The following is a 24,314-nucleotide window of genomic DNA, read 5'->3' on the forward strand; positions in this document are numbered from 1 at the left end:
TTTTTAGGAATGCCGTCTCAGCCCGCAACTCCTGATTCTCACGCTCGAGCTCCTTCAAACGAGCCCGCTCCGACAAGGTGAGCTCTTCGTTACTACCGCCGTGTTCCTCACGATATTTGATCAGCCACCTGCGCAAAGTCTCAGCGCCAACCCCATAGGCCTCAGCGACATCCCTAATCGGCCTCGAGGTAGAAATCACCTCCTGACACAACTCGTCCTTGAACTCCTGGCTAAATCGCCTTCGTGATGCAGTCATCCTACGGATCTCTCTTTCAGTAAGGCCCCCAGTCTAAGAGGGCCCACTATCCGAAATCCCTAGGCCGCCCATGGCCTTAACTGGGGTGTGTCAGGTTTCTACTTCCCGTAGTTGTGTTTGGGTTGAGGTCTGGCTATCTTCTTCTAACTGCCACGCAGCCGCAGTGCTTGGCAGCTCTCAATCAGAACCCGCGCAGAAAAGTGTCCATTCTAGTGTCCATTCTCTGACATTTTGCGTCCTCCTATGACATGATGAATGGGCTGAGGTTTATGTGAAACCGCAGTTCAACAGAGTTTTAACTACAAATACGCGGGTTCGCGGATTGCGTGGAATACTCCCGTGGGTTCCGGGTTCGAGTCCCGGTGGGCCTACAAATTATGGGTTAGCCAAACCCGCTCCGTATGTCCTAACTCGCTCGCTAAAGCTCAACCGGCTCCTCAACCACCTCCGCGGCATCGCCTTAGGATTTCCAAACCTCCAAAATTGCATCCACCACAGCTTCCTCCACACCGGAAGACTCAAACGCCACCTACAGCCCCTCTTGTGAGGGCCGGGTTGGTGACGCGGGGCGACGATGGCGGCTCTTGCGCACCGCCGTGCATAGTTGTATGGTTAGTTACTCAAGTAATGAACCCGGGAGGTGGTTGTGTTCAGTGATGGTCGACCGATTTTCCTGCAGATTGCAGAGATGATCGAGAATGACATTGTTGCGGGAAACCTGGGCGAAGAGAGCCAGGTTCCCTCTACCAATGAGTTCGCGGCCATGTACCGCATTAACCCCGCCACTGCCGCCAAGGGCATCAACTTGTTAGTCGAGGACGGAATCCTCCACAAACGCCGCGGGATCGGCATGTTCGTCTCACCCGGAGCGCGCGAACGCCTCATGGAAAAGCGACGCGCGCGGTTCTCGCGGGACTACTTGGAGCCCATGCTGGTCGAAGCCGCAAGCCTTGGACTGACATCCGCTGAGCTCCACAAACTGATTGATGAGGTAGCCCCTCATCTCCGTGAAACACCAGGTCTCCAACAGGGGACACCAACCGCCCCCTCCGCAGAAAGGGAGTGACCAATGACCGAAGTTGTGGCACAAGCCCGCAATCTAACGAAAAAGTACAGAGATAATGTCGCACTTGACGACATCTCCTTCACCCTCGAAGCCAACCGCATCTACGGTTTGCTGGGGCGAAATGGCGCTGGTAAGACCACCGTCATGTCGATCCTCACAGCGCAGAACTTCCCAACTGATGGTGTCGTCGAAGTGTTTGGGCAGCCCCCATTTGAGAACTCCAGAGTCCTCAGTCGACTGTGCTTCATTCGCGAATCCCAGAAATACCCGGAAGATTTCACCCCCAAGCACGCCTTCAAGGCGGCCGCCATGTTCTTTGAAAACTGGGATCAGGGGCTCTGCGAGACACTCATCCAAGACTTTGAACTGCCCATGACCCGCACCATCAAGAAGCTATCCCGCGGACAACTGTCCGCAGTTGGGGTCATTATCGGACTGGCATCCCGGGCCGAACTGACGTTTTTCGACGAGCCCTACCTGGGGCTAGACGCAGTAGCCCGACAGATTTTCTACGATCGTCTGTTGCAGGACTATGCCGAGCATCCGCGCACCATTGTCCTTTCCTCACACCTGATCGACGAGGTAGCCAACCTGCTTGAGCACGTCATCGTCCTCGACCATGGGCGAATCATCATGAACGACGACACGGAATCGATCCGCGGTAGCGCTTATACCGCCGTTGGGCCCGGGGTTGCTGTTCGCGAGTTTGTTGGGAGCAAGCCGGTCCTCTATTCGGAGTCCATCGGGTCTTTTGCCCAGATGACTGTTTCTGAGCCTCTTAGTGAAGAAGGCGCGCAGAGGGCAGCGCTGCTGGGGGTTGAGATTGTGCCGGTTTCCTTACAGCAACTGATAGTCCGCAAGACGCTGGGCAACCGTGCCGCTGAGTTCAGTGGCAAAGACTCTGCCGATGCAAGCAAGAAGGGAGCGGCGGCATGAACTACATCAGTAAGGTAATGCGACTGCAACTGGTAAACCGGTGGACATTCATCGGTGTCCCCCTCATGGTCCTTGGGGGGTCGCTTCTGATCGTCATCCTCCTCGGCCTCGTCGTCCCAAACGACGGTGTGATGATTACCGGAGCCGCTCAAGCGCCACTGTGGTACTTCATCGTGGTTGGGGTTCAGGCCCTGTCACTGACGTTCCCATTTTCTCAGGCCATGTCCGTGACCAGGCGTGACTACTTCTTGGGGACCTTGGCGACCTTCATTCTGTTCTCACTAGCGTTTGGAGTGGTCTTCCTCGTCCTAGCACTCATTGAACAGGCAACCAGTGGATGGGGCGTTGATACTCTGGTCTTCGCGATCCCCTGGCTTCTCAACACAGGTTGGCTTGCAATGATTCTGTCGGTTGCAGCACTTGCCCTTGTCATGTTCCTGATCGGTTTGTGGATGGCAACCATCTACAAGCGCTGGGGCACGGTGGTCATTGTTGCCATCTCCCTGGGCCTCGGCCTAGTCCTGGTCGGCGTCATTGCGTTGATTACCTATTTTCAGTGGTGGCCGGCAGTGCTCACCTGGGTCGTGGGTCAAACACCGATGAGTGTGGCGGGCTGGCTACTAATCCTCATCGTCGTACTTTCCGCAGGATCGTTCCTGACCCTGCGGAAAGTGACAACCTAGTTGCTGGTCTTCAGTGAATCGCGGATCTCAGTCAGCAGGAGGACCTCTGGCGAAACTTCAGTGTCATCTTCGGTCTTTTCGAGGTCGAGCATCGCGTCCTTCCTCTTGTTCATCGCGTTGATTGGCACGACGACGAAGAAGTAGAGGGCAGCCGCCACGATCAAGAAGTTCAGTAAGGCCGTAAGGAAAACTCCTGGGCGAACGACAGCAGGGTCGCCCAGGAGTTTAATCTGAAACTCAAATTTGATTCGTAAGACCGTCGTGATTAGAGACTGGAACTGTAACCTAAACCGCCGAACGCAAGAACCAGGCCTGCAAATCAAGTGCCGCAGAGGTAGAGATCAGAAGATCACCAGAGACCGGGTCCTCTTCGTCAACAGGCTCAATGAACCCCTTGATATTGTCAGAGACCTGCTGAACCTTCTCAGCCATCAACTGGTAGGCCTTATCGGATTCCAACATCCCCTCATCAATCTCACTCAAGATCGTGTCGCGGGCAACTGTAGCGGCGCGGCCATCGGGGAAACCACCAACCTGTCCTAGGCGCTCAGCAACTTCATCGAGGGTGCTGCGTGCAGCAGCCACCACTTCGTCAAGAGCTAAGTGAAGCGACCGGAACGATGCTCCACGAATGTTCCAGTGTGCTTGCTTCGACTGCAGTTCCAAGGCAATCAGATCAACCAGGCTCTGCTGCAGTGCGGAGGTAACCGTTGTGCTTGCTTCCTTCATTTTGTCTTCCCTTTCAATCCGCTCAGGGCGCGTTTACTGCCCCAAGACTTGATCCTCAGTTGGACGTCCGTGGACGTGAACGCCCGCTTCCTCCACCCTACTACCAGCATCCGACAAAGTGACCAGTGGGTTGACTTCCAACGTTGGATTTGCCCCGCGTTGGCGCGTAGCGCGGTCGTCCGTTGTAGATTTTGGACCGAGGGTTCCCAAAGTAGAGTTCTGGCTGGCTGTAACACCAAACGCGGCAAGCCGGGCCTGTGCGAACGCAAGCAATTCTCTCTTGATGTCGCGACGTCCCGCAAGCGTTGCGACTCCGACCTCGTCCTCGGCCGGGTAGTTGTCCGGCAGCAGTGCGGCGTCATAGGGGAGCGGATGGTTCCTAGTGCGCAGGTACGCCGCAAGCAGGACCAGAGCTGCGCAGATCACCAGCCAAGCCAAGAGAATCGCGACGGTCGAACCCATAATTCCCGGAACACCTCCACCTGCAATCGCGGAGCGGAAAGCAAGCTGGGTGTATGTCATTGGAAGGAATGGATGCACCCAGTTGAAGAACGCTGGCATCGTCTCTATCGGGAACGTCGCACCCATGGAGGCAATCTGTATCAGCAAGAGGACGATTGACACGAACCTCCCCCTGTAGCCCAGTGTTGCGACGCAAGCCTGGTTAACCGCGACAAACGTCAAAGAGGCGAGAATGCCGATGCCGAGCATGGCCCCCACATTGACGGCATGCAGCTCAACCAGCCAGTTGGTCCCCAGCACTGCAGCTGTAGCCTGAACTACAGCCAGAATGGATGCCGTTGCTGCAGGACGTGCCGCCGCCATCCACCAGGTTTCACCCGGGCCGGGACGGCGGTCGAGGGCGGGAAGGACCAGGAAGATTGCGATTCCACCAATCCACAATGCCAGTGAAATGAACATCGGAGAGAATCCCGCACCGGTGTTGTTGACTTCGCGTTCTCTGACGGGGTCGATTTGGACCAGGTGTGAAGAGGTTTCAGCAATCTGTGTTGCTTCTGTTTGCGAGTAGTCGGGGATCTGCTCTTGGCCCGCTACCAGCCCTTCCTCAAGTTGCGCGCTTCCCGCTGCAAGTGCAGACGACCCGCTTGCGGCCGAGGATGCGCCCGCGGACAGAGAGTTCAGGCCGGTCGACAGGTCGGTGGCTCCGGCCGCGAGGGCTCCTGCGCCCGAGTTGAGTGCATCAACGCCGGAAACCAACGTGGGAACCTTCTCCTGAAGAGTGCCCACACCTGCCTCAAGGGCCTTGCTTCCCGAGGCGAGCTCGTTGGCGCCACCGCGCAGGGTCGCGGAGGTCCCCGATAGCGTCCCGAGCCCGTCGTCTATGGAGTTAACGCCGCCCAGGATAGTCTGGCTGGCCGCGGTGTCCGAGGTCGTTCCAACCGAAGCCTGGAGTGCAGTTAGGCCCTGGTTGACCTGAGCGGATGCTGCTGCGATTTGATCCATGCCCGTCTGGGCAGCCGCAACTCCGGCAATGGCTTCATCGGCCTTTCCTGCAACCTGATCAACCTTGTCGACGATTTGACCTTTGCCCGACGCCATCTGCGCCACAAGTCGGCATAGAGGATCGGTCTCACCGTGTAGTGCCACGCACTGTTGATAGACCGCATCGATACTATTGGACACGCCTGTCACCAAGTCGCGAATCTCTCCCGGGAGCGGCGCAAGCTGCGCGACAGGTTCGCTGATCTGCTTGAAGCTCTCATCCAACTGGGAACTCCCAGCGGCAAGTTGTGCCGAGCCTGTCTGGAGAGAGGAAATCCCTGCTTGCAAGGACGGTGTCTGAGCGCGCAGGGTTGCTGTTCCAGCAGCCACTTGGTCAACCCCCGCGGTGTACTGATTGACCCCGCCGCTAAGGGTGGCTGCACCGCTCGCGAGTGCCGAAGAGCCCGCACCCAATGCCGACACCCCGGTCTGTAGCTCGGGAACCTTGTCTGCCAGGGTGTTCGTCCCGGATGCTAGCTCACCTGCACCAGAGTCCAGTTGCGTTGCCCCGTCGGCGGCTGTGGCTGCGCCCTCGTCCAATTCGGTCAGACCATCAGCCAGTACGGTGGCTCCGTCTGCTAGCGCCGTCGAGCCATCCACAGCCGTTCCCATGCCGGTGCGGATTGTCCCCAGCGATTCCAGAAGTGCCTCCGTATATATGGAGGATGCTTCCGAGCTAACCCTGTCCTGCAGAGTCGCGGCGACAGTTCGGGCCAGGGTTCCGGACAGGTAGTTGATTCCGTCGTCGGTGACTAGGTTCAGCCGTGCGGAAACGGTGTCAGCGGCACTGTCGGTGCCGATCTGGGACACTTCCTTCGACAGCCCAGAGGGAATATAGAGCACGGCGCGCACCGACTGGGACTTCATGGCACGTTCGGCCTGGTCTGCACTCATCTGCTTCCAAGTGAAGCCCGTGTCTTCCCCGTCTTCAGGGTGGACGAGGGCGTCCGTGAGCATCTGACCGACATCAACCACCATGTTTGATCCTGACACGAGATCTGCGTCAAACGGCTGATCCTCATTCACAACAGCGGCCTGAATGTGACCCATCCGCTCCAGGGGATCCTGGTATGCGGAAGAGAGGATCCCCCCGTACATGAGTGGGATAGCAATGATCGCCACAACCACCAAGATATTGGCGAAGACGTTGGCGGTGAACTTTGGTTTGCCTACTACATTCGGCATCTCTGAGAGAGATTTCCTTGCCATGGTAGTGCTCCTCCGGGGTGTCAAGCCCCAAATACTTCAATCAATCGATGAGATTTTATTCCGGCTTGACTGTTTGTTCCAGGGTGGGTAATCGCCGTCACGGTACTGTGTCACAGTGATTTCTGAGCCGATTGAGGGGGTGCGCCAGAGCCCCGCCGGGACCTCCAAAAACAGGTGATCAAAACCTCAGAAATCTAGGCAGAGTGGCGGTTTTTTCTGTTCCTCAGACCACAAGGGTGCCGGTGTGGACTAGGCTGAAAATATGATCTCACTCACAGAACTGGGCGCCCTCGAACTGGAAAACGCCCGCGCCTCCAAGAGTGGCCGCTCCGGGAACACCATCTACGGGGGTCACGAACGTCACCTGCGTCAGACAGTGATTGCTCTCAAGGCCGGATGTGGCCTGGCAGACCACGAGAGCCCCGGTGAAGCTACGCTGCAAGTCCTGCGGGGAAACGTCCTCCTGACAAACGCTGAGACGGGAACCTCTGAGAACCTCTCCGAGGGCGACTTCGCCCTCATTCCGCCCGCTGTGCACGGAGTTGAAGCCCACGAGGATTCGGTCCTACTACTTACCGTCTCGCTACACCCGCACAGTTAGGCCGGGCGGGCGTAACGCGTCGGTCTACCAGTCCTCAGCGCTGACATTCGTGCGCACCAGGGCAAATCCTGGATTGGGAGAGTAGCGCAGGTGACAGACCGCAGCATTCGCAATGGGTTCCCCCGCATACTGCACGGGATCCATCAGGGACAGAAGCGTGCGGATGAAGGCGCCGTGTGACACGACCGCGAGGGAGGGGTTCGGTCGGGGCAGTGCCGGGTCTTCCCCGCCACCGGAGACGGACTCGCGCTGCTGTGCCAAGGCTTCGGCCTCCAGGCGAATGCGCTGAAGAGATTGCTCGGCCCGCGCAAGAAACTGCTCCCAGGTGTTGGCTCCGCCGCTTGCATCTGCTCGCGCCAACGCGGTCATCACTGCTGGTTCGTCAAAGCCCTCTGCCGCGGCATGCCTCATGTGAGTCCAAAAATTCGCTCCCACTTCTCCAGCCGAGGTCGGTTGGATGCCCAGCTGGTCAAAGATCGCGTGCCACATTGCCTCTAGGGTTGCGCCCTCGTACGACCCGAAGTTCCATTCGCGAAGCTCTGGAACCAGTTCGATCTCAGGTTCACCTACTTCACCGGCAACCAACTGGGCAGTGTGCAGCGCGCGACCGAGGTCGGACGAGAGCATCCTGTCGATCGGCAAGACTTCCGCGGCATTTCCCCCTCGCCGCGCCAGAGCACGCCCCGTGGCACGAGCTTGCTCCATGCCCACTTCCGTGAGCGGCGTTTCCATCCACCCGGACATTTGCAGTGCAATGTTGGCTTCGGTTTGTCCATGCCGAATGAGGAAGATGTCGACTGGAGGGGTTTGGCTCGGATTCTGGTCGTTGGTGGGTCGGTGTGTTGTAGCCATACAGCCACCATACCGACCGGCGTGATTCGTTTCTTGAGCGGATAGTGAACAACAGGCCAACCAACCCGAGCAGTTCAGGCGCCGATGGGCTTTGGGGCTTAAGCTTGTGGCATGGAGAACAATTTGGATATCGCTGCAGTAAACCTCCGCCTGAGCCTGCTTGGGCTTCCAACCCCGACGGATTCGCACGCAACCGACGAAGCGCAGTTGGTCAAACCAATCATTGCGCGGCAACGTGAGTTAGATCGGCGCCTCTCGCACCGCCTCTCAGCCGTGGATGGGCGAATCCAGGCGTTCCTAGACTCCTACCTCGACGGTACCGGGGTGTCCCCACAACTGCCGCGGGTCACCTTCGTCCTCGACCAACCGGGCCTAGCGCGAACCCTGTCGTTGCCGATCGAAGGTGACGTTTTCAAGTCTGACCTTCTCACGTCGTACCGCACTCTTAACGGAGTCCTCCATAACCCCGCCAATGACCGCCGCACCACCAAGGGCGTCTTCCACATTGCGGATGGGGGACTGCCGGTCCAAGACGACAAGATCGAGGTTCCCCGGGCTGTATTTGGCCGACTGATGGAACACGCCTTTCTCCCGCCTGAGGAAGCAAAGGTTCTTCCCTATACAACCGATTCGGAAGACCCGGTGGGAGCATGGGTTTCCCTTCTGCTGCGCCCCATCGTCGTTCCTGAGGTACCTGGTTTTAGTGGCGAAAGGACAATGGAAGTTCGCTTTATTGCCCCCGGCTCGCTGGTTGCCAACCTGGACTTTGTTGAGGGCATCTTCGGCAATGGTGGCGATCCCTACGTCCCCGAGTTTGACGCCTCCCTCGACCCTGACACATGGACCGGCACCACGGGCCTGGTCGTCCTCGCCCCCCACCTCACCAAGCTGACCAAGAAGGAACTGGGTCTGCCACGGTGGGAGGACGCCACGGAACGTCAACGCCGCGACGGGCAGTGCTGGAAGGATTCGGACGAACTCTACAACGGTGGTAGCGCATTCAAGGTGTGCGCTCGCGATGAACGCGGTGTCATCACCACGGTGATTGCTGACAACTATTTCGGCTACTGCAAGAAGGAAGTCAAGGCGCAGATCTCCTACTCCGCGAACCTGTTTGGAGAGGTGGAAGAGGAGCACGCTGGTGGTGCTCGCGTCTACCCGCGCTATAACCTGGGTCCGAACTACACCGACAAAGAGTCCGACCCGTCCTACACGTTGGCCGAGGTCGTATGGCGTGACCCGCAACGCTTCGTCGCACAGCCCGAAGGTTACGTGCTGGACATGGAAGACGAACGGAACATCCTCGTCCCCGCCGGCGCCACGTACAGCCTGTGGACGAACACGATTACTTGGGAGCAGGACGGGAAGAAGCGTTCTATTCCATTGCGTTACGGCAAGATCTACGTTTCACCTGATGGTTACCAGATCCACTTGGCCCAACTTGAGAATGACCAGTCGCAGTGGACACTGATTGGTTCATCTTCGAGGTCGACGACCTGCCACAAACCAGCAACCGTCTCAGGTGGCGGCAAGTCAGAAATCTCCAAGGCGATTTCCGATGCTGTCATCAACGGTGATTCATATTCCCCTGACTTCGAAAAAGACATTGCGAAGGTTGCCGAGATCCTCAAGATGGACTTCACCGATCGCTTCGTCGATGAGGCGAACATCAGCGACACAAGTCGACCCATCCTCTCTGACCTGCGTTCTGTGGGGTCGGTCGTCAAACTACTGACGCCCAGCCCCGACTACACGGATGTATACAACGAATGGCTCTCGACAGTTCCGGGTTACATCATGGAGTTGGTGCTGATCGTCAAGCGTTACTACCAGCCTGAATGGGGTGACGATTGGGCATCTCATTTCACTACCGGCATGGTCAATGGCCGCAAGGGCACGCTGGTGCACACCGATCGTGGCAAGGTCCGTGTATCGATGCTACGCGTCGGGTACGAAACAGACGGATCATGGCGCCTCTTCGGATTGCGTTACGACTTCCACCCCGCGGGCAAAGTTCAGACCGAGGACGACATCACTGCGAGCATCGTGGTCCCAGGGAAGAACGGCGCTAAGTCGCGGAAGTACGTGAAGAACTGCGAGAACCTGTTGTTCCAACGTCCTGATGAAGCCATCAACCGAGGCTACGACAAGCAGGCAGAGAAGGACATTGCCGGCCCGAATGTCTTCCTCAGCAACTATGAGCCGCTCACCCGTGAGCAGGCTGTTGCAATAGTTGATGACGCAGTGGGGTTCAGCCAGTTCACGAAGCCGATGCGGGACATCCTTCTCAGGGCCGCGTATGGTCCGGAACATCAGCCTGCCTACGTGGTGTCATCGGCCCAGCCGCGCATCGTTGACGGTAAGCCTTCTAAGAACCCTCGCTACTTGCAGGTTCGTCCCGACTTGGCACATCCGAAAGCAACGGCAAGTGCTGATCTCGCGTCGCGGCTCTTCGCTAAGGTGCCGATGGACGCAGAGTTTGAACTGCCCGTGGATATTGTCGTGGCAGGACGGCGCAACAACCCGGCTGACGAGGGCGTGCCGCCGCTCGCTTCCTACGGGCCGCTGCACTACATGGAGCTCCCGGAGCTGTTCATGGAGTTCATTTCCTCGATGACAGGCAAGTCGCCCTCGACGACGGGTGCGGGTTCCGAAGGTGCAATGACGAAGGGGCCGTTCAACGCGCTTCCCTCAATCATTGACCTCAATGCCGCGCTGCTCTCGTTCGCATTGACGGGCTACGACGGTTGGCTTTCAAGCGCTGGTTACGTGGGACCCAAGGTGCGCGTCGATCACGACATTTCGATGCTGATCCCCGAGGTGTTCTCACGCATGTCGGACGAGGAACGTTCAGCTAAGAACCTGATTGCCGAGGGCGCCCTGGAACCCGTGCCAAACATTGTGGTTGATGGTCAAGAGGTAGAGGCGAGCCGCTTGGGATACCGCATGACAAAGCGCTTTGCTACCAAGTACTTCGGGCGTATCTTCCTGCACCCCGACCTAGTCTTCACCCCGGAGATGTTGAGTCCGGAACTGCAGGGCGAGGACGTTTATGCGGAGTCGGTGGCAACAATCGTTGAGACTCATCGCAGGGTCGCGCAGTCATACATTGATGACGGCACGATCGCCCTCGGCGTCCCGCCGATTCGCGCACTGCTTGAGGTGATGGCAAACGGGCAGACCTCCGATGGGCTGACCTTGCAGGATGACGAGTTCCGCAAGCAGTTCGACCGTGAGTCGGTACTGGCGTCAGACTGGTACCGGGAACGGTTGCAGTCTGAGAAGGACCAGCACGTTGCGTTGTTGAAGCGTTCTGCGGATGCCGTGGAGGACTTCGTGTCCCGCCCGCACGGTGCGACGGAAGACCGTAGAGAGGTCTATGTGGAGCGACTAGAGAGCCTGAAAGAGGAACTCTCGGATCTTGAAGCGCAACCACTTGAGGACTTTGCCGGCACGCTGGGCCGCCAGGTCAGGTGGAACGCAGTCTAGACCCGTGTAGCGCGGGGCCCGCGCCCGCGGCCCGGGCCTGGCGCCTGCACTCGGCCCCGGGCCTCGGGCCCCACGCTCGCGGGACATGCGCTCACACCTCAAACGTAAGGTTGCCGCGGTCACGTAAGGTTGCCTCCGATCGTGCGAATTCCGGGCAACCTTACGCGATCCCGGCAACCTTAGGGCCCGGGCCGATTTGCGGGCTGGGTTTCGGCCGGGTTTCGCGTCACGAGAGCTGGGTTTCGCCTCTCCACGGCCGACCCCCACCAAATGTATACGTGGGGGCGAAATGTGCGTCTCGGGTACCTACCCCAGACGCACATTTCATCCCACCATATACATTTCACGCTGGCTGGGCGCCGGGGCGCGTTTGGGCGCCAGGTTGGGCTGGTGAGGGGAGCCGCATTGGCGCCGGAGCGCGTTTGGGCCGATGAGGCCAAGGCGGGCGCCCGCCTTGAAGAGCGTGAGCCTATCCGAAGCGGCCCGCCACGTAATCGGCAGTCTGCTTGTTCTTGGGTGCTGAGAAAATCAGCGACGTATCGTCATACTCAACCAGTTTGCCAGGCTTGCCCGCCCCGGCAAGGTTGAAGAAGGCAGTGCGGTCTGAAACGCGTGCCGCCTGCTGCATGTTGTGAGTGACGATGACGATCGTGTAGTCGACTTTGAGCTGCTCAATGAGCTCCTCAATAGCGATCGTAGAGATTGGGTCGAGGGCAGAGCATGGCTCATCCATCAAAATGACGTCAGGCTCAACGGCGATTGCACGTGCAATGCAGAGGCGTTGCTGCTGGCCACCTGAAAGCGACGAACCGGGCTTGTCGAGACGGTCCTTGACCTCTTCCCACAGGTTCGCGCCGCGAAGTGCCTTCTCAACGATCGCGTCGGCTTCGGCTTTGGGGAGGCGCCCGCCGTTCAGCTTGACTCCCGCCAGCACGTTGTCAGCAATGGACATGGTGGGGAAGGGGTTAGGCCGCTGGAAGACCATTCCCACTTTGCGGCGAACATCAACCGGATCAACCTTGGAACCGTAGAGGTCTTCGCCATTGATCTTTACGGACCCGTCGACGCGAGCCCCAGGAATCACTTCATGCATGCGGTTCAGCGTCCGCAGGAACGTGGACTTACCGCATCCCGACGGGCCGATGAGGGCGGTGACAGAGCGTGGAGCAATTGTCATCGAAACGCCCTCGACTGCTAGGAAGTCCCCGTAGTAAACATCCAGGTCTTCTGTATCAATCTGCATTGCCATGTTCAGCGGTTTCCTTTCGGTGCGAACTTGGCGGCGATGAGTCGCGCAACCAGGTTCAGTGCCATAACGATCAAGATCAGGGTGAGGGCGCCAGTCCATGCGCGGTCCACGTAGGCTGCCGCGTCAACGCCCTGGGACATGTAAGAGTTGTAGACGAACACGGGAAGGGTCATCATGGGGCCATCCGTCAGCGAGTAGTTCATCGACTGCGTTAGGCCAACGGTGACCAGGAGAGGTGCCGTTTCACCGATGACACGCGCGATTGCCAGCATGACGCCGGTGGTGATGCCCGCAATCGAGGTGGGGAGGACAACCTTGGTGATGGTCCTCCACCGCGGGACCCCAAGTGCTAGGGATGCTTCGCGAAGTTCGTTGGGAACCAGTCGCAGCATTTCTTCGCAAGAGCGAACCACGACAGGAATCATCAGGACGGAGAGCGCCACGGCGCCGGCGACACCGTTTTGTGACCCAGGACCAAAGACCAAGAGGAACAGGGAGTATGCGAAAAGGCCGGCGACAATCGACGGGATACCGGTCATGACATCGACGAAGAACGTCACGGCCTTTGCCAGACGTCCTCGGCCGTACTCAACAAGGTAGATCGCGGTCATGAGGCCGATTGGTACGGAGATCACCGCTGCCAACCCCGTGATTTCAAGAGTGCCGACGAGGGCGTGAAGCGCGCCTCCGCCCTCGCCAACCACGTTGCGCATCGAGTTGGTGAAGAATGTGACGTCGAACCGGTTGATGCCGCGTGAAATCACGGTGATCATCAGGGACAGAAGCGGGACCATTGCGAGGGCGAAGGAGGCGTAGACCAGGACCGTTGCCACCCTATCCTTCTGGCGGCGCCTCTTGAGATGAACGTCGGACTTATCGACGGCAAATGGTGAGCGAGGGGGCGGAAGAGCAACGCTGCGGTGAGAGTCATGCTCCAACTCGGGCAGGGAGATGATCTCCGCCAAGATCTCTGGCCCGGCGACCTCAAGTGCGCTGGGCTTCTGCTTCTTCGCTTTCGAAGAAGATGCCTTTGGGGAGGCGATATCTTCACTCATGCGTTTGCTCCTGAGAATGCGGCGCGGCGGGAGATAACCCAGCGGGCGCCCATATTGACTACCAGGGTGATTGCGAACAGCACCAAACCGGTTGCAATCAGGGTATTGATCCGAAGACCGAAGGCCTCTGGGAAGTTCAGTGCGATGTTGGCTGCGATCGTGTTGGGGTTCTGCGTGGTGACCAACGCGAATGAGATCAGGGCTGCCGGGGAAAGGACCATGGCAACTGCCATTGTTTCGCCGAGGGCGCGTCCCAGCCCCAGCATCATCGCGGAAATAATGCCGCTGGTCGCGCCTGGAAGCACCGCCATGTGGATCATTTCCCAACGTGTGGTACCGAGTGCGAGTGCTGCTTCTTCCTGAAGTTTCGGGGTCTGCAGGAAGACTTCGCGGCACACGGCAGTCATGATCGGAAGGATCATCACGGCAAGAACAAGGGCCACGGTAAGGACGGTACGTCCGGTTCCGGAAGCCGGACCGGTGAAGAGTGGGATCCACCCGAGGTAGGTTGTCAGCCACACATAGACAGGCTGCAGGAAGGGCGCGAGGACCTGAATGCCCCAGAGGCCGAAAACAACCGAAGGGACAGCAGCCAGAAGGTCAACGAGATATCCCAAAGGGGCCGCGATCTTCTTGGGTGCGTAGTGAGAAATGAAGAGCGCAATCCCGATCGCTACCGGGGTAGCCAGCAGAAGGGCGATAGCGGCAACCCAGACGGTTCCAAAGGCGAATGGTGCCACGTACTGCCAAATCGTCTGCGGCTCGTTGACACCAACCTGGTCTCCGGCGACGAAAGCCGGCCATGCTTCGGCCAGAAGGAAGACGGTGACAAAGCCGAGCACAACAAGGATGAGGACGCCAGCGCCAACAGCAAGACCTTTGAAGGACATGTCGGCGAAGCGATTGTTGCGCTTTGGTTCTTTCTTTGTCGTCGCGACATCTCCCGGGGTGGGGGAGCCTGAGGTTGGACGCTGTGCGATGGTGGACATCTGTTCTACCTTTGCGCGCTCGTGGTGATGGCACCCGAATGCGGGGCCGGGCGGAAAGTCCGCACACCCGGCCCCGCAAGGGGTTCGTTACTTGATGGACTCAATGGAGGCCTGGACCAGTTCGCGGGTCGCGGCAGAAAGAGGTGCGGAGCCTGCGCCCTCGGCTGCTGCTTGCTGACCGGCTTCGCTTGCGATGTAGCCCACGTAAGCCTTGATGAACTCCGTTGTCGCTTCGTCCTTGTTGGTGTCACAGACAAGCAGGTAGGAAACCAGCACTAGCGGGTAGGCGCCCGATTCAGTGGTGGTGCGGTCCAGGTCGATTGCTACGTCTCCGTCGTGACGGTTCTCAACAACGGGAGAAACCTCGACAACCTTGGCAGCTCCTTCGGCTGAGTAAGGGACGAACTCCTCGCCAACCTTCAGAGCGACAGTGGAAAGGCTGGAGACCTTTGAGGCGTCCGCGTAGCCGATGGTTCCTGTTCCGGTGGAGATGGCCTCAACCACTCCGGAGGTGCCCTGAGCGCCCTCGGCTCCAGCGAAGCTGAAGGGGAACTTATCTTCGGCTTTTGCATCCCAAACATCGCCAGCATTTGCACCTAGGTAGGCTGCGAAGTTCTTTGTTGTACCGGAATCATCTGAGCGGTAGACAACGGTGATTGCCTGATCAGGCAGTGTTGCACCCGGGTTCAGTGAGACGATTGCGTCGTCGCTCCAGTTGGTGATTTCACCTTTGAAGATACGCGCGATGGTGTCTGCGTCAAGGTTGAGGGAGTCATTACCTTCAAGGTTGAAGGCAACTGCGATGGGGGAGATGTAAACGGGGAGGCTGCGAGCCTTTGAATCGGCAGCACAAGCGGCAAAGGTGCCCTCAAGCTCCTCATCAGAGAGGTACGAATCGGAGCCTGCGAATGCAACTGCACCCTCCATGAACTGCTTGCGGCCCGCGCCTGAGCCAACAGGGTTGTAGTTGATTGTGACGTCCGCGTTGTCGGTTTGGAATGCCGCAATCCACGCCGCCTGGGCCGCTTCCTGTGAGGAGGCGCCCGCACCACCATAGGTTCCGGAAATGCTTGAGGACGACTCCGCGGTATCAGTGGATCCGGCGGCCCCTGACTCTGGGGTAGAGGTCGAACCCTCATTTGCTGCGCAACCTGCAAGGGCAAGAGGGAGGGCAGCCGCGAGGGCCGCGATACGTAGAACGTTATTTCGTTTGCTCATGACTTCAGTTTGGCCACGTCGTGTGAACACGCCCTGTAGCAAATGTGAACTCCGCGTGAACACTGGGTGAAGACTTGTTGAAGCCTTGCGTGTGGGCTAGACCACAGGCTATAAGAGTTGTGCGGGGCCCCTACTATGGGGGTATGCAATCGCAGTCGATGGCGATGCTCATCGCCTTGGGGGTAGGCCTGGCACTGGCCTGTCTGGTGCTCCTCATACTAGTTAACAGGGGAAGGTTGACGTCCCGGTCCGCCCCGCGACCGGTCGATGAGTTGGATCCCACCACGGAGGCTCTCTTAGAGTCGATCCCGATGCCTGCAGTAGTCTTCGGCGAATCTCTGCGACAAACCTACGTGAATCCAGCTTTTGTGAGCAGTGAGGACCTGGTGCGGCGCGTTAGGCGTCAAGAGTGGTTCCAACGCGCTCTGATGACCGCGCTCCTGAGCGGGGAGGCCACGTCCCGACCCGCAAGTGCTGAGTATCCCGAGGACATTTACGTCATGGCGCTTCCAGGCAAGAAGACTGTCGCCATCGTCATTGACCAAACTGAGCGTTACAGAACAGCTGCGATGCGGGAGGATTTCATCGCAAATGCCAGCCACGAGCTCAACACTCCCGCGGCCGCCATCTCTCTCTTGGCCGAGGCGATTGTCAAGACTGCGAAGAAGGGCAGTACCACCGAAGTCTTCTCCAAGTCACTGGTTGAAGAGGCGGACAGGCTTACGTCACTGACCAGGGACATTGTCAGGCTCTCGGAGGTTCAAGAAGTCTCTTCGTCAACCGATGACGACCGCAACCTGCAGGTCTTCGATGCGGCACAGTCGGTCGAGTACGTGGTGGCCTCTCACCTTTCTCTAGCTGACCAGGTTGGAGTACAGATCGAGTATCTTCAGCCGATCTCTCCGGGTCCCTTCCTTGTCCAAGGCAACAAGCAGTGGTTTGAGGTTGCCGTTGGAAACCTGGTGGAGAACGCTATTCAGTACTCTCCGGCTGGCGCACCCATAAGTGTTTCGGTGGATGTGGCAGACGGCCTCGTCTCCGTTCATGTGGCAGACCAGGGTCCCGGCGTGGCTCATGAGTTGCAGGAGCAGATCTTCCAGCGTTTCTACCGGCTTGACTCCGCACGCACTCGCAAAGCAGGCGGAACGGGGCTGGGGCTTTCCATTGTTCGCAACACTGCACGCCACATGGGGGGCGATGCAACAGTTGTTTCCCAACCTGGGGAAGGGGCGACCTTTACCCTGTCGGTTCCAGCTACCGCGGAGCCGCTGACATGAAACTCGCCACTGCCCACTGTTGTGATTCGGAAGGAAGCTCGTGAGAAAACGCTTACTACTTGTTGAAGATGAGCCGGCAATCGCCCTGCCGCTCGCTTTTCTCCTTGAGGAGGAAGGATTCAAAGTCAAGACGGTCGGTGACGGGGTCGCTGCGCTCAAAGAGTTTGCTCGCAAGGAGCCGGACCTCATCCTTCTTGATGTCATGCTGCCCGAAATGTCGGGCGTAGAGGTGTGTCAGCGGATTCGTCTCACCTCAGAAGTACCCATCATCATGCTTACCGCGCGGGCCGCTGAGGTAGATAAGGTTGTCGGCCTTGAAGTTGGTGCGGACGACTACGTGACCAAGCCGTATTCATCACGGGAGCTCATCGCCAGGATCCGTTCCGTGATGCGCCGCTCGAAATCTTCGGTTGTGGACGCGATTACCGACGAGGACGAGGTGCTGACGGTGGGTGCTGTATCAATTGACTCGGGACGTCACCTGGTGAAGGTTAACGGGGACGAGGTTGACCTTCCACTTAAGGAGTTCCAGCTCTTGCGAGAACTGATGGCCAATGCGGGCCGCGTTGTCACCCGGGCGCACCTTCTTGACCAGGTGTGGGGGGCGGACTTCTTTGGTGATCAGCGCACGCTTGACGTACATGTCAAGCGCCTCCGCTCCCGCATAAGTCCAGGGGATGTTGAGCGTCGTCTCATCACGACAATCCGCGGTGTTGGGTATCGTTTTGAGGACGTGGATGATACGCGGATGAAGAGCCGGGAAGGCGCAGGACAATGACGATTGTTGAGGTTTGTGTTGACAGTGTCAAAGGCGTAAAGGTGGCCCGTGAGGGCGGAGGGGACCGCGTTGAGCTGTGCCGCGAACTGTGGTGCGGCGGCCTCACCCCAAGTCTGGAGACCATAGAGTCGGCAATGGAATGTGCCCCCCGGCTAGGACTGCGGATCCTGGTTCGTGAGAACCCCACGTCGTTCTTCCTCACCTCCGCGCAAGCGGAAGAGCAAGCAAAGCTCATCGCCACGATCGCCGGCCGCTTTGATGGGTCGGGGGTTCCCCTGGGGTTCGTGGTTGGCGGATTGGCCCACGGTGAAGATGGCCCCCAGGTTGATGTGGAAGGCGCCAGACTTTGGCGCAAGGCAGCGCGGACGCACGACCTCGTCTTCCATCGCGCCTTTGACGAAACCGCGGACCACGCCGCGGCCCTGAGGATGCTGATCGACCTCGACTACAACGGCGTTCTCACGACCGGGGGAGGCGCCGGAGTAGCCGATATCGGCGGTCTTCGTGCGCTGCGGGAGCAGGCCGGGGACCACCTTGCCATTATTGGCTCAGGTGGGCTGCGTGCACACAACATCGGCTGGGTCGTTGAAGAAGCCCATTTGCGCGAAGTACATTTTCGAGCGCCCGGACCCGATGGGAGCGGAACTGATCCTGACGCAGTTCGGGACACCGTAAAAGCCGTTCGTGCCATACAATTGAGTGCTACGTAACATTCCTGGCACTAGGAGGATCCCATGTCTGAACGCTCATTCCGCCGCCCCGCATCCCTTGATCAAGCGGAGGCCGAAGCAATCGTCGGAGATGAGGACCCTGCGGCGGAATCAGAAATTGCGCACACCACCGCTTGGGCGCTACTCGGGGTTCCAAATGCTGACTTTGATGTGGCGGCCGTAGCCAAGCTCAGAGAGTCCGTGCGGGCTGAGGGTGTTGACATCATTGCGGCTGCCTGGTCGAAGTCGCCAGAGTTCACACTGCCCGGCGCGCTGTGGCGCATCTATTTGCTCTGGCAGTGGAGCCAGCTCAACGCAGAAGTCCTCACTGACCGCTACCAGGAAGGTTTGGACGCCCTCGCTAGTAAAGGGGTGGACGTCCAAGACCAGCCCCCGCTAGGAGAGATCATTCGCGGTGTCGAAGGTGTGCTGGCGGGCTACGCGAACGAGGACGATTTGGCGGCTGTCCTTGAAAGTGCCGCCCAGGCCATGCGTGTCATGGCTATGGGAGTACGCTTTGGACCTGAGTGGATCACGGAAGAAAACCACGTCCTCGCACACACCGTCACGCGGCGCCCCCAGGCGCTCCTTGACACGGCGCGGGAACTGGATGAGAGTGCCCAGCAGGCAGCAGCAGGGACACTCGACTGACCAAGCCGACGCCGCTAGAAACCCCCTATACCGCCGTTGCAGAGGAAGAAATGACAGTGGACGATGCCCCGACCATTCAGGGCGATGAAGATGCATTAGAGGAAGCTGGCGACGCGGCGGACGCGGGAGCGGCAGGAGACGCCTTAGCCGAGGACGAGCAAGCGCGGCTCAAGCTTGAGACGGCCCGCGCCTCGGAGCTCTTCCTTCCCGCCGATAGTGATATCCTGGTTGGCGAAGAACATGAGGACGCGCAGTACGACCTCGACGAGGCATCACTCGTTGATGATGATTGGGATGATGCGGGAACACTGATCCCCACGGGCATGCCGGTCGACACTTCTGTCCCACTAGGCCTGGAACACCCGCTGCCAGACGGGCGCTTTGCGGATCGGGAACTGTCGTGGCTAGCGTTCAACCAGCGCGTCCTCGAACAATCCGAAGACGAATCAGTCCCACTACTTGAGAGACTGTGGTTTTCGGGGATCTTCTCTTCCAACCTTGACGAGTTCTACATGGTGCGGGTCGCGGGCCTGCAACGTCGTATCAATGCGGGCATTGCCCGCCCCGGCGCCTCGGGGCTGCCACCACGGGAGGTGCTTGAACACATTACCGCCCGCACGCGGGAGCTGGTGGAACGCCAAGCCGCCAGCTTTGTGGAAGAGTTCCGACCAGCCTTAGCCGAAGCGGGCATCCGCTTTTCGGAATGGGAAGCCCTGGACCAGACCACCCAGGACAGGCTCTCCTCCTACTTCAGGCACCGTGTCTTCCCAGTGCTAACGCCGCTTGCGGTCGATCCGAGTCACCCTTTCCCCTACATTTCGGGTTTGTCACTGAACATCGCGGTGGTTCTGAAGAACCCCGTGTCCGGCAAGCGGCACTTTGCGCGTATCCGGGTTCCAGAGACTCTGCCGCGCCTCATCAACGTCGACACTGCGTTGCGTGAAGGGCGTGTGGAGCAGTACGTTCGACGCGATTCGGGTGCAACGTTCCTGACGATTGAACAGCTGATTGTCGCTCACCTCGACCACCTCTTCCCCGGCGTTGAAGTTCAGGAAGCATATACCTTCCGTGTCACGCGTAATGAGGATCTCGAGGTCGAAGAGGATGATGCAGAGAACCTTCTGACTGCGATGGAGGAAGAATTGCACAGGCGTCGCTTCGGCGCTGCAGTGCGCCTTGAGGTTGAAGAGGCGATGAGTTCCTTTGTCTTGAACTTCCTCACGGAGAAGTTGGAGGTACATGGAGAAGACGTCTTTAAACTGCCGCCTCCGCTGGACTTCACACTCTTCAACGAGGTTCACGACCTCGACCTGCCCGCGTTGAAGTACCTTCCGTTTGTTCCCGTCACTCCGGCTGGGCTTACAGAGGTTGAGTCTTCAAAGCCTCAAGATGTTTTCCGCACGCTGAGTCACCACGACGTGCTTCTTCACCACCCCTATGACTCATTTGCGACCTCCGTGCAGCACTTCATCAGCCAGGCGGCGCGGGACCCCCAGGTCTTAGCCATCAAGCAGACCCTGTATCGCACCTCGGGGGACTCCCCAATTGTCTCGTCCCTTATTGAGGCTGCCCGCAACAACAAGCAAGTTGTGGCAATTGTCGAGGTGAAGGCCCGCTTTGATGAAGAGGCAAACATCGAGTGGGCTCGAAAGCTAGAGAAGGCCGGCGTTCACGTGGTCTACGGCATGCTCGGTTTGAAGACCCACTGCAAACTGTCTCTGGTGGTTCGCCAAGAAGGTGACGTCCTCAAGCGCTACTGCCACGTGGGGACAGGAAACTACCACCCGGGTACAGCACGCGGCTACGAAGACCTGGGACTCCTCACTTCTGACCCCGTTGTTACGCAGGACTTGACCAGGCTTTTCAACCAGCTTTCTGGCTATGCTCCGAAGTCGACGTTCCGCAGGCTCCTAGTTGCACCTGTCTCGATCAGGTCGGGACTCCTTGAACGCATCGAGGAACAGGCCCGACGCAAGCAGGCGGGCGAGGACGCGTGGATTGGGATCAAGGTCAACTCAATCGTCGACGAACGAATCATTGATGCTCTGTACCGTGCGAGCCAGGCGGGGGTTCGTGTCGACATCGTTGTGCGGGGGATCTGCGGTCTCAAGCCAGGTGTGAAGGGCCTTTCCGACAACATCAAGGTGAAGTCGATTCTAGGGCGCTTCCTAGAGCACTCGCGGATCTTTGCATTCGGTCCCCCCGGATCCGAAGAGGTGTGGATTGGCTCGGCCGACCTCATGCACCGCAACCTTGACCGGCGGGTTGAAGCGCTGGTGAGTATCGAAAACCGGGAGCATGCCGACTACCTTGCGGGGCTGGTGAGGACAGAGGCGTCGCCCTCGACCTCTGCTTGGAACCTGCGAAAGAGCGGGCGGTGGAACCGGCGGACTCACGACAAGTTCGGTGCACCATTGCGTGATATTCAAACAGAACTCATGCAGGAGGCGTCTTCGAGGGTGGTGGGGCGGTAGGGTCTGCCCTCAGGCAGTGGGTAAAGTGGTCATATGGCAAGTCGCACATTGACCTTTCCTAAAGGTTTGGTTCGTTCCGCTGGGGCAGTCGTCTGGCGTCCAGCCCCCGGGGTGAAGGTTGTCCCGGGTCAGCCGGTTTCTCCCAGTGAACTGGAGTTTCTCATCGTTCACCGGCCGCGGTATCGGGACTGGAGTTGGCCGAAGGGCAAAGCCGAACGGAATGAGACGGTGCCGGTCGCGGCCGCTCGGGAGGTTGAGGAAGAGACCGGCTACCCGGTGATTCTTGGGGCTCCCTTGACGACGCAACGCTATCGACTCGGCTCGGGGCACCTCAAAGAGGTGCACTACTGGACGGGGACAATTCTTGAAAATGGGCCCGCGCTTGCCGCGAGGACCCCGGTGAAGCGAGCTCCCAAGAAGGAAATCGACATCGTTCAGTGGGTTGATCCCAGTCGAGCTCGGGCACTGCTTACCAGGCGTGGGGATCGCAGGTTGATGACAGAGGTTATCAACAGGGCCGGTCGCGGTGAGCTCGTCACCTCAACAACGATTCTTCTTCGCCATGCCAAGTCTGTTGATCGCGCGAAATGGCGAGGCAATGAGTCTCGCCGCCCGCTGACCAGACTGGGTGGTGCTCAGGCCCTCGACCTCGTGCCACTGCTGTCCGCGTTTGGGGTCAGGGTGGTTCACTCATCAACTTGGTTGCGATGCGTGCAGACGGTGGTCCCGTATGCGGCGGTTGCTGGCGCAAAGTTCAAGGCGGATGAGTTCTTGACGGAGGACGCCGTGAACCTGGACCCGGGCCCGTCAAGTGCCCTCGTTGAGGGGCTGCTGGGTAGGAAAAAGGGGGCGCGGGTTGTGAGCCTTCACCGGCCAGGATACGCGGCTCTGTTGGAGCCGATCAGAGATATCACACCGCGAAGGATGATGGCGTTGGTTGAGGCCCCGCGGAAGAACTTGAACCGCGCAGAGATGCTGGTGGTCCATGTTTCCCATGCGTCTTCTCCCCGGGTTATCGGGGTGGAGAGGCATGAGCCCTACACGAAGCTCGCCGTCAAGTAGCAGGCTCCTAGTCTTTACCTCCGGGCGTCCTCGAACGAAGACCTAACCGCCGTGTCCCCATATACCGCGGCGATACATGCGACGGTGGTGTCCCCGCCGTCCCAAGCCGTTTCAGTGGGGAGTAGTGGGAAGAGGATGAACACGGAGGTCAGGGGGTCGGACCCAACAAACTCTTGAAATGCGTCCTGACAGGGCACTTCCGCTTCCTTCGTGAGCTGATCTACGCCCGGGTAGGGCCCCCCAACCGGTTCGTAAAGCCCGACGACCTGGCCACGGTGGGGAACTGTGCAGTCGACGACGTGCACCCCGCTAGTTCCCGTGGAGGGATCCCGTAAGCAGTCGCCCACGTCCAGGGTCTCGGCTGTAGTCGAACAACCGCCCACAACTAAGGGCGTCAACAGCGCCAACACAAAGGTTGCAAGGAGACGAGGACGGAATATCTGCATGGTCTTGAAGGAGTGCTTTACAGCGGGATTATCGCGTGGAACAAGTAGTACATGATGGCTGCGACCGCGGCAGCGGCCGGAAGAGTGAGGACCCACGCGACCATGATGTTCCCGGTTACGGACCAACGCACGGCGGAGAGCCTCTTGGTGGCACCGACACCAAGGATGGAAGCGGTGATCGTTTGGGTTGTGGAGATCGGAGCGTGCAATGCGTAGGCGGCGGTGTAAAGAACACCTGCGGCCACCGTCTCTGCCACGAATCCACGAGCAGGGTCGAGATCGATCATCTTCGACCCCAGGGTTTTCATGATCCTGTACCCGCCGGAGTAGGTGCCAAAGGAGATCGCCGTCGCAGCGGCGAGCTTGACCCAAAGTGGAATTGTCATCTCTCCGGTGGCTGCGTCGAAGATATTGTGGGTCTCACCGTATCCGCCAGCCAGTAGAGCCATGACGATGATGCCCATGGTCTTCTGTGCGTCCTGCAAACCGTGTCCGAGTGCCATCGCGGCGGCAGAGAACGTCTGAAGGATGCGGAAATGCGCCATGGTGCGGTGGTAGGGACGGTTCGCCAGCCACGCGAGAATCGCCTTCATGAAGAAGAATGCCAATACGAAACCGATAACCGGAGATGTGACCATCGGGATGATGACGTGGGTGAGAATCGAATCCCAGTGCACCTGCGTTGCAGATGCCAGGCCCGCACCCATCAGACCACCGATAAGTGCGTGAGAAGACGAGGAGGGCAGTCCGAGCCACCACGTTGTGTAGTTCCAGACCACAGCTCCGACAAGCGCGGCCATAACGATGATCAAGCCGGCTCGCTGCATGGAAGTGTCATCCGAAAGGGCGAATGCGTTGATATCGATAATCCCAGAACCAATAGTCTTAGCAACCTCGGTTCCGAGTAGAGCGCCGACCAGGTTCATGACGGCCGCCATGGCCAGTGCAGTCCTGGGCTTTAGTGCACGAGTCGAGACAGAAGTCGCGATTGCGTTGGCCGCGTCGTGAAACCCATTGGTGTAGTCGAACAGCAGTGCAATGCCGATGACCAGAACGACGAGGAATATGTTGAAGTCCACGG

The 24,314-nt window shown here is 58.9% G+C and carries 22 protein-coding genes; 11 read left to right on the forward strand and 11 right to left on the reverse strand.

Annotation, left to right across the window (positions count from 1 at the left end; genetic code table 11):
- On the reverse strand, positions 1-256 hold a 256-nt coding region (locus IDL90_RS10290; protein ID WP_187993918.1), incomplete at its 3' end, for a transposase.
- Between the two features lie 640 nt (positions 257-896).
- Between IDL90_RS10290 and IDL90_RS10295 the strand changes: the two genes are divergently transcribed.
- From IDL90_RS10295 to IDL90_RS10305, 3 genes are read left to right on the forward strand one after another with little or no spacing between them, the layout of a single operon-like run.
- Entirely contained in the window at positions 897-1,322 is a 426-nt protein-coding gene (locus IDL90_RS10295) for a GntR family transcriptional regulator (RefSeq protein WP_316930321.1), read from the forward strand.
- A 3-nt stretch (positions 1,323-1,325) separates the two neighbouring features.
- Positions 1,326-2,258, forward strand: coding sequence for an ABC transporter ATP-binding protein (locus IDL90_RS10300; RefSeq protein WP_187995249.1), 933 nt, complete (start codon positions 1,326-1,328; stop codon positions 2,256-2,258).
- Positions 2,255-2,941 (forward strand): hypothetical protein, encoded by a 687-nt coding sequence (locus IDL90_RS10305; protein ID WP_187995251.1) that lies wholly within the window; start codon positions 2,255-2,257, stop codon positions 2,939-2,941. Before IDL90_RS10300 ends, IDL90_RS10305 begins: the two co-directional genes overlap by 4 nt.
- On the opposite strand, the gene IDL90_RS10310 is transcribed toward IDL90_RS10305, so the two are convergent.
- The 3 genes from IDL90_RS10310 to IDL90_RS10320 are packed head-to-tail and all read right to left on the reverse strand — an operon-like array spanning position 2,938 to position 6,382.
- Positions 2,938-3,264: an MscL family protein gene (locus IDL90_RS10310; protein ID WP_259349514.1), complete on the reverse strand. Its 327-nt coding sequence runs from the start codon at positions 3,262-3,264 to the stop codon at positions 2,938-2,940. The genes IDL90_RS10305 and IDL90_RS10310 overlap by 4 nt on opposite strands.
- Entirely contained in the window at positions 3,227-3,670 is a 444-nt protein-coding gene (locus tag IDL90_RS10315; RefSeq protein ID WP_182141442.1) for a Dps family protein, read from the reverse strand. Before IDL90_RS10315 ends, IDL90_RS10310 begins: the two co-directional genes overlap by 38 nt.
- Positions 3,671-3,703: 33 nt before the next feature.
- Positions 3,704-6,382 carry a YhgE/Pip domain-containing protein gene (locus IDL90_RS10320; protein WP_187995253.1) on the reverse strand — a complete coding sequence of 893 codons (2,679 nt, stop codon included), beginning with the start codon at positions 6,380-6,382 and terminating at the stop codon, positions 3,704-3,706.
- 262 nt (positions 6,383-6,644) lie between these two features.
- Here IDL90_RS10320 and IDL90_RS10325 point away from each other — a divergent pair, with 262 nt between their 5' ends.
- Entirely contained in the window at positions 6,645-6,983 is a 339-nt protein-coding gene (locus IDL90_RS10325; RefSeq protein ID WP_182141440.1) for a LuxR family transcriptional regulator, read from the forward strand.
- A 24-nt stretch (positions 6,984-7,007) separates the two neighbouring features.
- On the opposite strand, the gene IDL90_RS10330 is transcribed toward IDL90_RS10325, so the two are convergent.
- On the reverse strand, positions 7,008-7,835 hold the full coding sequence (locus tag IDL90_RS10330; RefSeq protein ID WP_187995255.1) for a histidine phosphatase family protein: 828 nt from the start codon (positions 7,833-7,835) through the stop codon (positions 7,008-7,010).
- Between the two features lie 111 nt (positions 7,836-7,946).
- On the opposite strand from IDL90_RS10330, the gene IDL90_RS10335 reads away from it, so the two are divergent.
- A complete protein-coding gene (locus IDL90_RS10335) occupies positions 7,947-11,324 on the forward strand; it encodes a hypothetical protein (RefSeq protein ID WP_187995257.1) in 3,378 nt (1,125 codons plus the stop codon).
- Positions 11,325-11,793: 469 nt separating this feature from the next.
- Here IDL90_RS10335 and pstB read toward each other — a convergent pair whose 3' ends face one another.
- The 4 genes from pstB to IDL90_RS10355 form a co-directional block, all read right to left on the reverse strand.
- Positions 11,794-12,573: a phosphate ABC transporter ATP-binding protein PstB gene (gene pstB / locus IDL90_RS10340; protein WP_187995259.1), complete on the reverse strand. Its 780-nt coding sequence runs from the start codon at positions 12,571-12,573 to the stop codon at positions 11,794-11,796.
- Positions 12,574-12,575: 2 nt separating this feature from the next.
- Positions 12,576-13,628, reverse strand: coding sequence for a phosphate ABC transporter permease PstA (pstA, locus tag IDL90_RS10345; protein ID WP_187995261.1), 1,053 nt, complete (start codon positions 13,626-13,628; stop codon positions 12,576-12,578).
- On the reverse strand, positions 13,625-14,617 hold the full coding sequence (pstC, locus tag IDL90_RS10350; RefSeq protein WP_187995263.1) for a phosphate ABC transporter permease subunit PstC: 993 nt from the start codon (positions 14,615-14,617) through the stop codon (positions 13,625-13,627). The genes pstA and pstC overlap by 4 nt, the downstream gene beginning before the upstream one ends.
- Positions 14,618-14,704: 87 nt before the next feature.
- The gene (locus tag IDL90_RS10355) at positions 14,705-15,835 is read right to left on the reverse strand and encodes a phosphate ABC transporter substrate-binding protein PstS (protein WP_187995265.1); all 1,131 of its coding nucleotides are present in this window, start codon (positions 15,833-15,835) and stop codon (positions 14,705-14,707) included.
- A 143-nt stretch (positions 15,836-15,978) separates the two neighbouring features.
- Here IDL90_RS10355 and IDL90_RS10360 point away from each other — a divergent pair, with 143 nt between their 5' ends.
- Genes IDL90_RS10360 through IDL90_RS10385 form a run of 6 tightly spaced genes read left to right on the forward strand, consistent with a single transcriptional unit; the run spans position 15,979 to position 22,787 of the window.
- The gene (locus IDL90_RS10360) at positions 15,979-17,112 is read left to right on the forward strand and encodes a cell wall metabolism sensor histidine kinase WalK (protein WP_182141434.1); all 1,134 of its coding nucleotides are present in this window, start codon (positions 15,979-15,981) and stop codon (positions 17,110-17,112) included.
- Positions 17,113-17,152: 40 nt separating this feature from the next.
- Positions 17,153-17,890 carry a response regulator gene (locus tag IDL90_RS10365; RefSeq protein ID WP_182141433.1) on the forward strand — a complete coding sequence of 246 codons (738 nt, stop codon included), beginning with the start codon at positions 17,153-17,155 and terminating at the stop codon, positions 17,888-17,890.
- Entirely contained in the window at positions 17,887-18,600 is a 714-nt protein-coding gene (locus IDL90_RS10370) for a copper homeostasis protein CutC (protein ID WP_187995267.1), read from the forward strand. Before IDL90_RS10365 ends, IDL90_RS10370 begins: the two co-directional genes overlap by 4 nt.
- Positions 18,601-18,624: 24 nt before the next feature.
- Complete coding sequence (locus tag IDL90_RS10375; protein WP_187995269.1) at positions 18,625-19,251, forward strand: hypothetical protein; 627 nt, start codon at positions 18,625-18,627, stop codon at positions 19,249-19,251.
- A gap of 50 nt (positions 19,252-19,301) precedes the next feature.
- Complete coding sequence (locus IDL90_RS10380) at positions 19,302-21,725, forward strand: RNA degradosome polyphosphate kinase (protein WP_187995271.1); 2,424 nt, start codon at positions 19,302-19,304, stop codon at positions 21,723-21,725.
- Positions 21,726-21,758: 33 nt separating this feature from the next.
- Positions 21,759-22,787 (forward strand): NUDIX hydrolase, encoded by a 1,029-nt coding sequence (locus IDL90_RS10385; RefSeq protein ID WP_187995273.1) that lies wholly within the window; start codon positions 21,759-21,761, stop codon positions 22,785-22,787.
- 14 nt (positions 22,788-22,801) lie between these two features.
- Here IDL90_RS10385 and IDL90_RS10390 read toward each other — a convergent pair whose 3' ends face one another.
- Both IDL90_RS10390 and IDL90_RS10395 read right to left on the reverse strand, forming a co-directional pair.
- Positions 22,802-23,233, reverse strand: a complete 432-nt coding sequence (locus tag IDL90_RS10390) for a septum formation family protein (protein ID WP_187995275.1) — start codon at positions 23,231-23,233, stop codon at positions 22,802-22,804.
- A gap of 17 nt (positions 23,234-23,250) precedes the next feature.
- Positions 23,251-24,312, reverse strand: a complete 1,062-nt coding sequence (locus IDL90_RS10395; RefSeq protein WP_187995277.1) for an inorganic phosphate transporter — start codon at positions 24,310-24,312, stop codon at positions 23,251-23,253.
- Between the last annotated feature and the right edge of the window lie 2 nt (positions 24,313-24,314).

It is taken from the genome of Schaalia sp. JY-X159, from assembly GCF_014525425.1.
Classification (GTDB): Bacteria; Actinomycetota; Actinomycetes; order Actinomycetales; family Actinomycetaceae; genus Scrofimicrobium.

What these genes read in the sequence shown, in the direction of transcription:
- pstC (WP_187995263.1), bottom strand. Translation starts at nt 14,617, where the DNA reads ATGTCCACCATCGCACAGCGTCCAACCTCAGGCTCCCCCACCCCGGGA.
- IDL90_RS10320 (WP_187995253.1), bottom strand. Translation starts at nt 6,382, where the DNA reads ATGGCAAGGAAATCTCTCTCAGAGATGCCGAATGTAGTAGGCAAACCA.
- IDL90_RS10385 (WP_187995273.1), top strand. Translation starts at nt 21,759, where the DNA reads ATGGCAAGTCGCACATTGACCTTTCCTAAAGGTTTGGTTCGTTCCGCT.
- IDL90_RS10305 (WP_187995251.1), top strand. Translation starts at nt 2,255, where the DNA reads ATGAACTACATCAGTAAGGTAATGCGACTGCAACTGGTAAACCGGTGG.
- IDL90_RS10315 (WP_182141442.1), bottom strand. Translation starts at nt 3,670, where the DNA reads ATGAAGGAAGCAAGCACAACGGTTACCTCCGCACTGCAGCAGAGCCTG.
- IDL90_RS10325 (WP_182141440.1), top strand. Translation starts at nt 6,645, where the DNA reads ATGATCTCACTCACAGAACTGGGCGCCCTCGAACTGGAAAACGCCCGC.
- IDL90_RS10300 (WP_187995249.1), top strand. Translation starts at nt 1,326, where the DNA reads ATGACCGAAGTTGTGGCACAAGCCCGCAATCTAACGAAAAAGTACAGA.
- IDL90_RS10330 (WP_187995255.1), bottom strand. Translation starts at nt 7,835, where the DNA reads ATGGCTACAACACACCGACCCACCAACGACCAGAATCCGAGCCAAACC.
- IDL90_RS10370 (WP_187995267.1), top strand. Translation starts at nt 17,887, where the DNA reads ATGACGATTGTTGAGGTTTGTGTTGACAGTGTCAAAGGCGTAAAGGTG.
- IDL90_RS10360 (WP_182141434.1), top strand. Translation starts at nt 15,979, where the DNA reads ATGCAATCGCAGTCGATGGCGATGCTCATCGCCTTGGGGGTAGGCCTG.
- IDL90_RS10375 (WP_187995269.1), top strand. Translation starts at nt 18,625, where the DNA reads ATGTCTGAACGCTCATTCCGCCGCCCCGCATCCCTTGATCAAGCGGAG.
- IDL90_RS10380 (WP_187995271.1), top strand. Translation starts at nt 19,302, where the DNA reads ATGACAGTGGACGATGCCCCGACCATTCAGGGCGATGAAGATGCATTA.
- IDL90_RS10355 (WP_187995265.1), bottom strand. Translation starts at nt 15,835, where the DNA reads ATGAGCAAACGAAATAACGTTCTACGTATCGCGGCCCTCGCGGCTGCC.
- pstA (WP_187995261.1), bottom strand. Translation starts at nt 13,628, where the DNA reads ATGAGTGAAGATATCGCCTCCCCAAAGGCATCTTCTTCGAAAGCGAAG.
- pstB (WP_187995259.1), bottom strand. Translation starts at nt 12,573, where the DNA reads ATGGCAATGCAGATTGATACAGAAGACCTGGATGTTTACTACGGGGAC.
- IDL90_RS10335 (WP_187995257.1), top strand. Translation starts at nt 7,947, where the DNA reads ATGGAGAACAATTTGGATATCGCTGCAGTAAACCTCCGCCTGAGCCTG.
- IDL90_RS10390 (WP_187995275.1), bottom strand. Translation starts at nt 23,233, where the DNA reads ATGCAGATATTCCGTCCTCGTCTCCTTGCAACCTTTGTGTTGGCGCTG.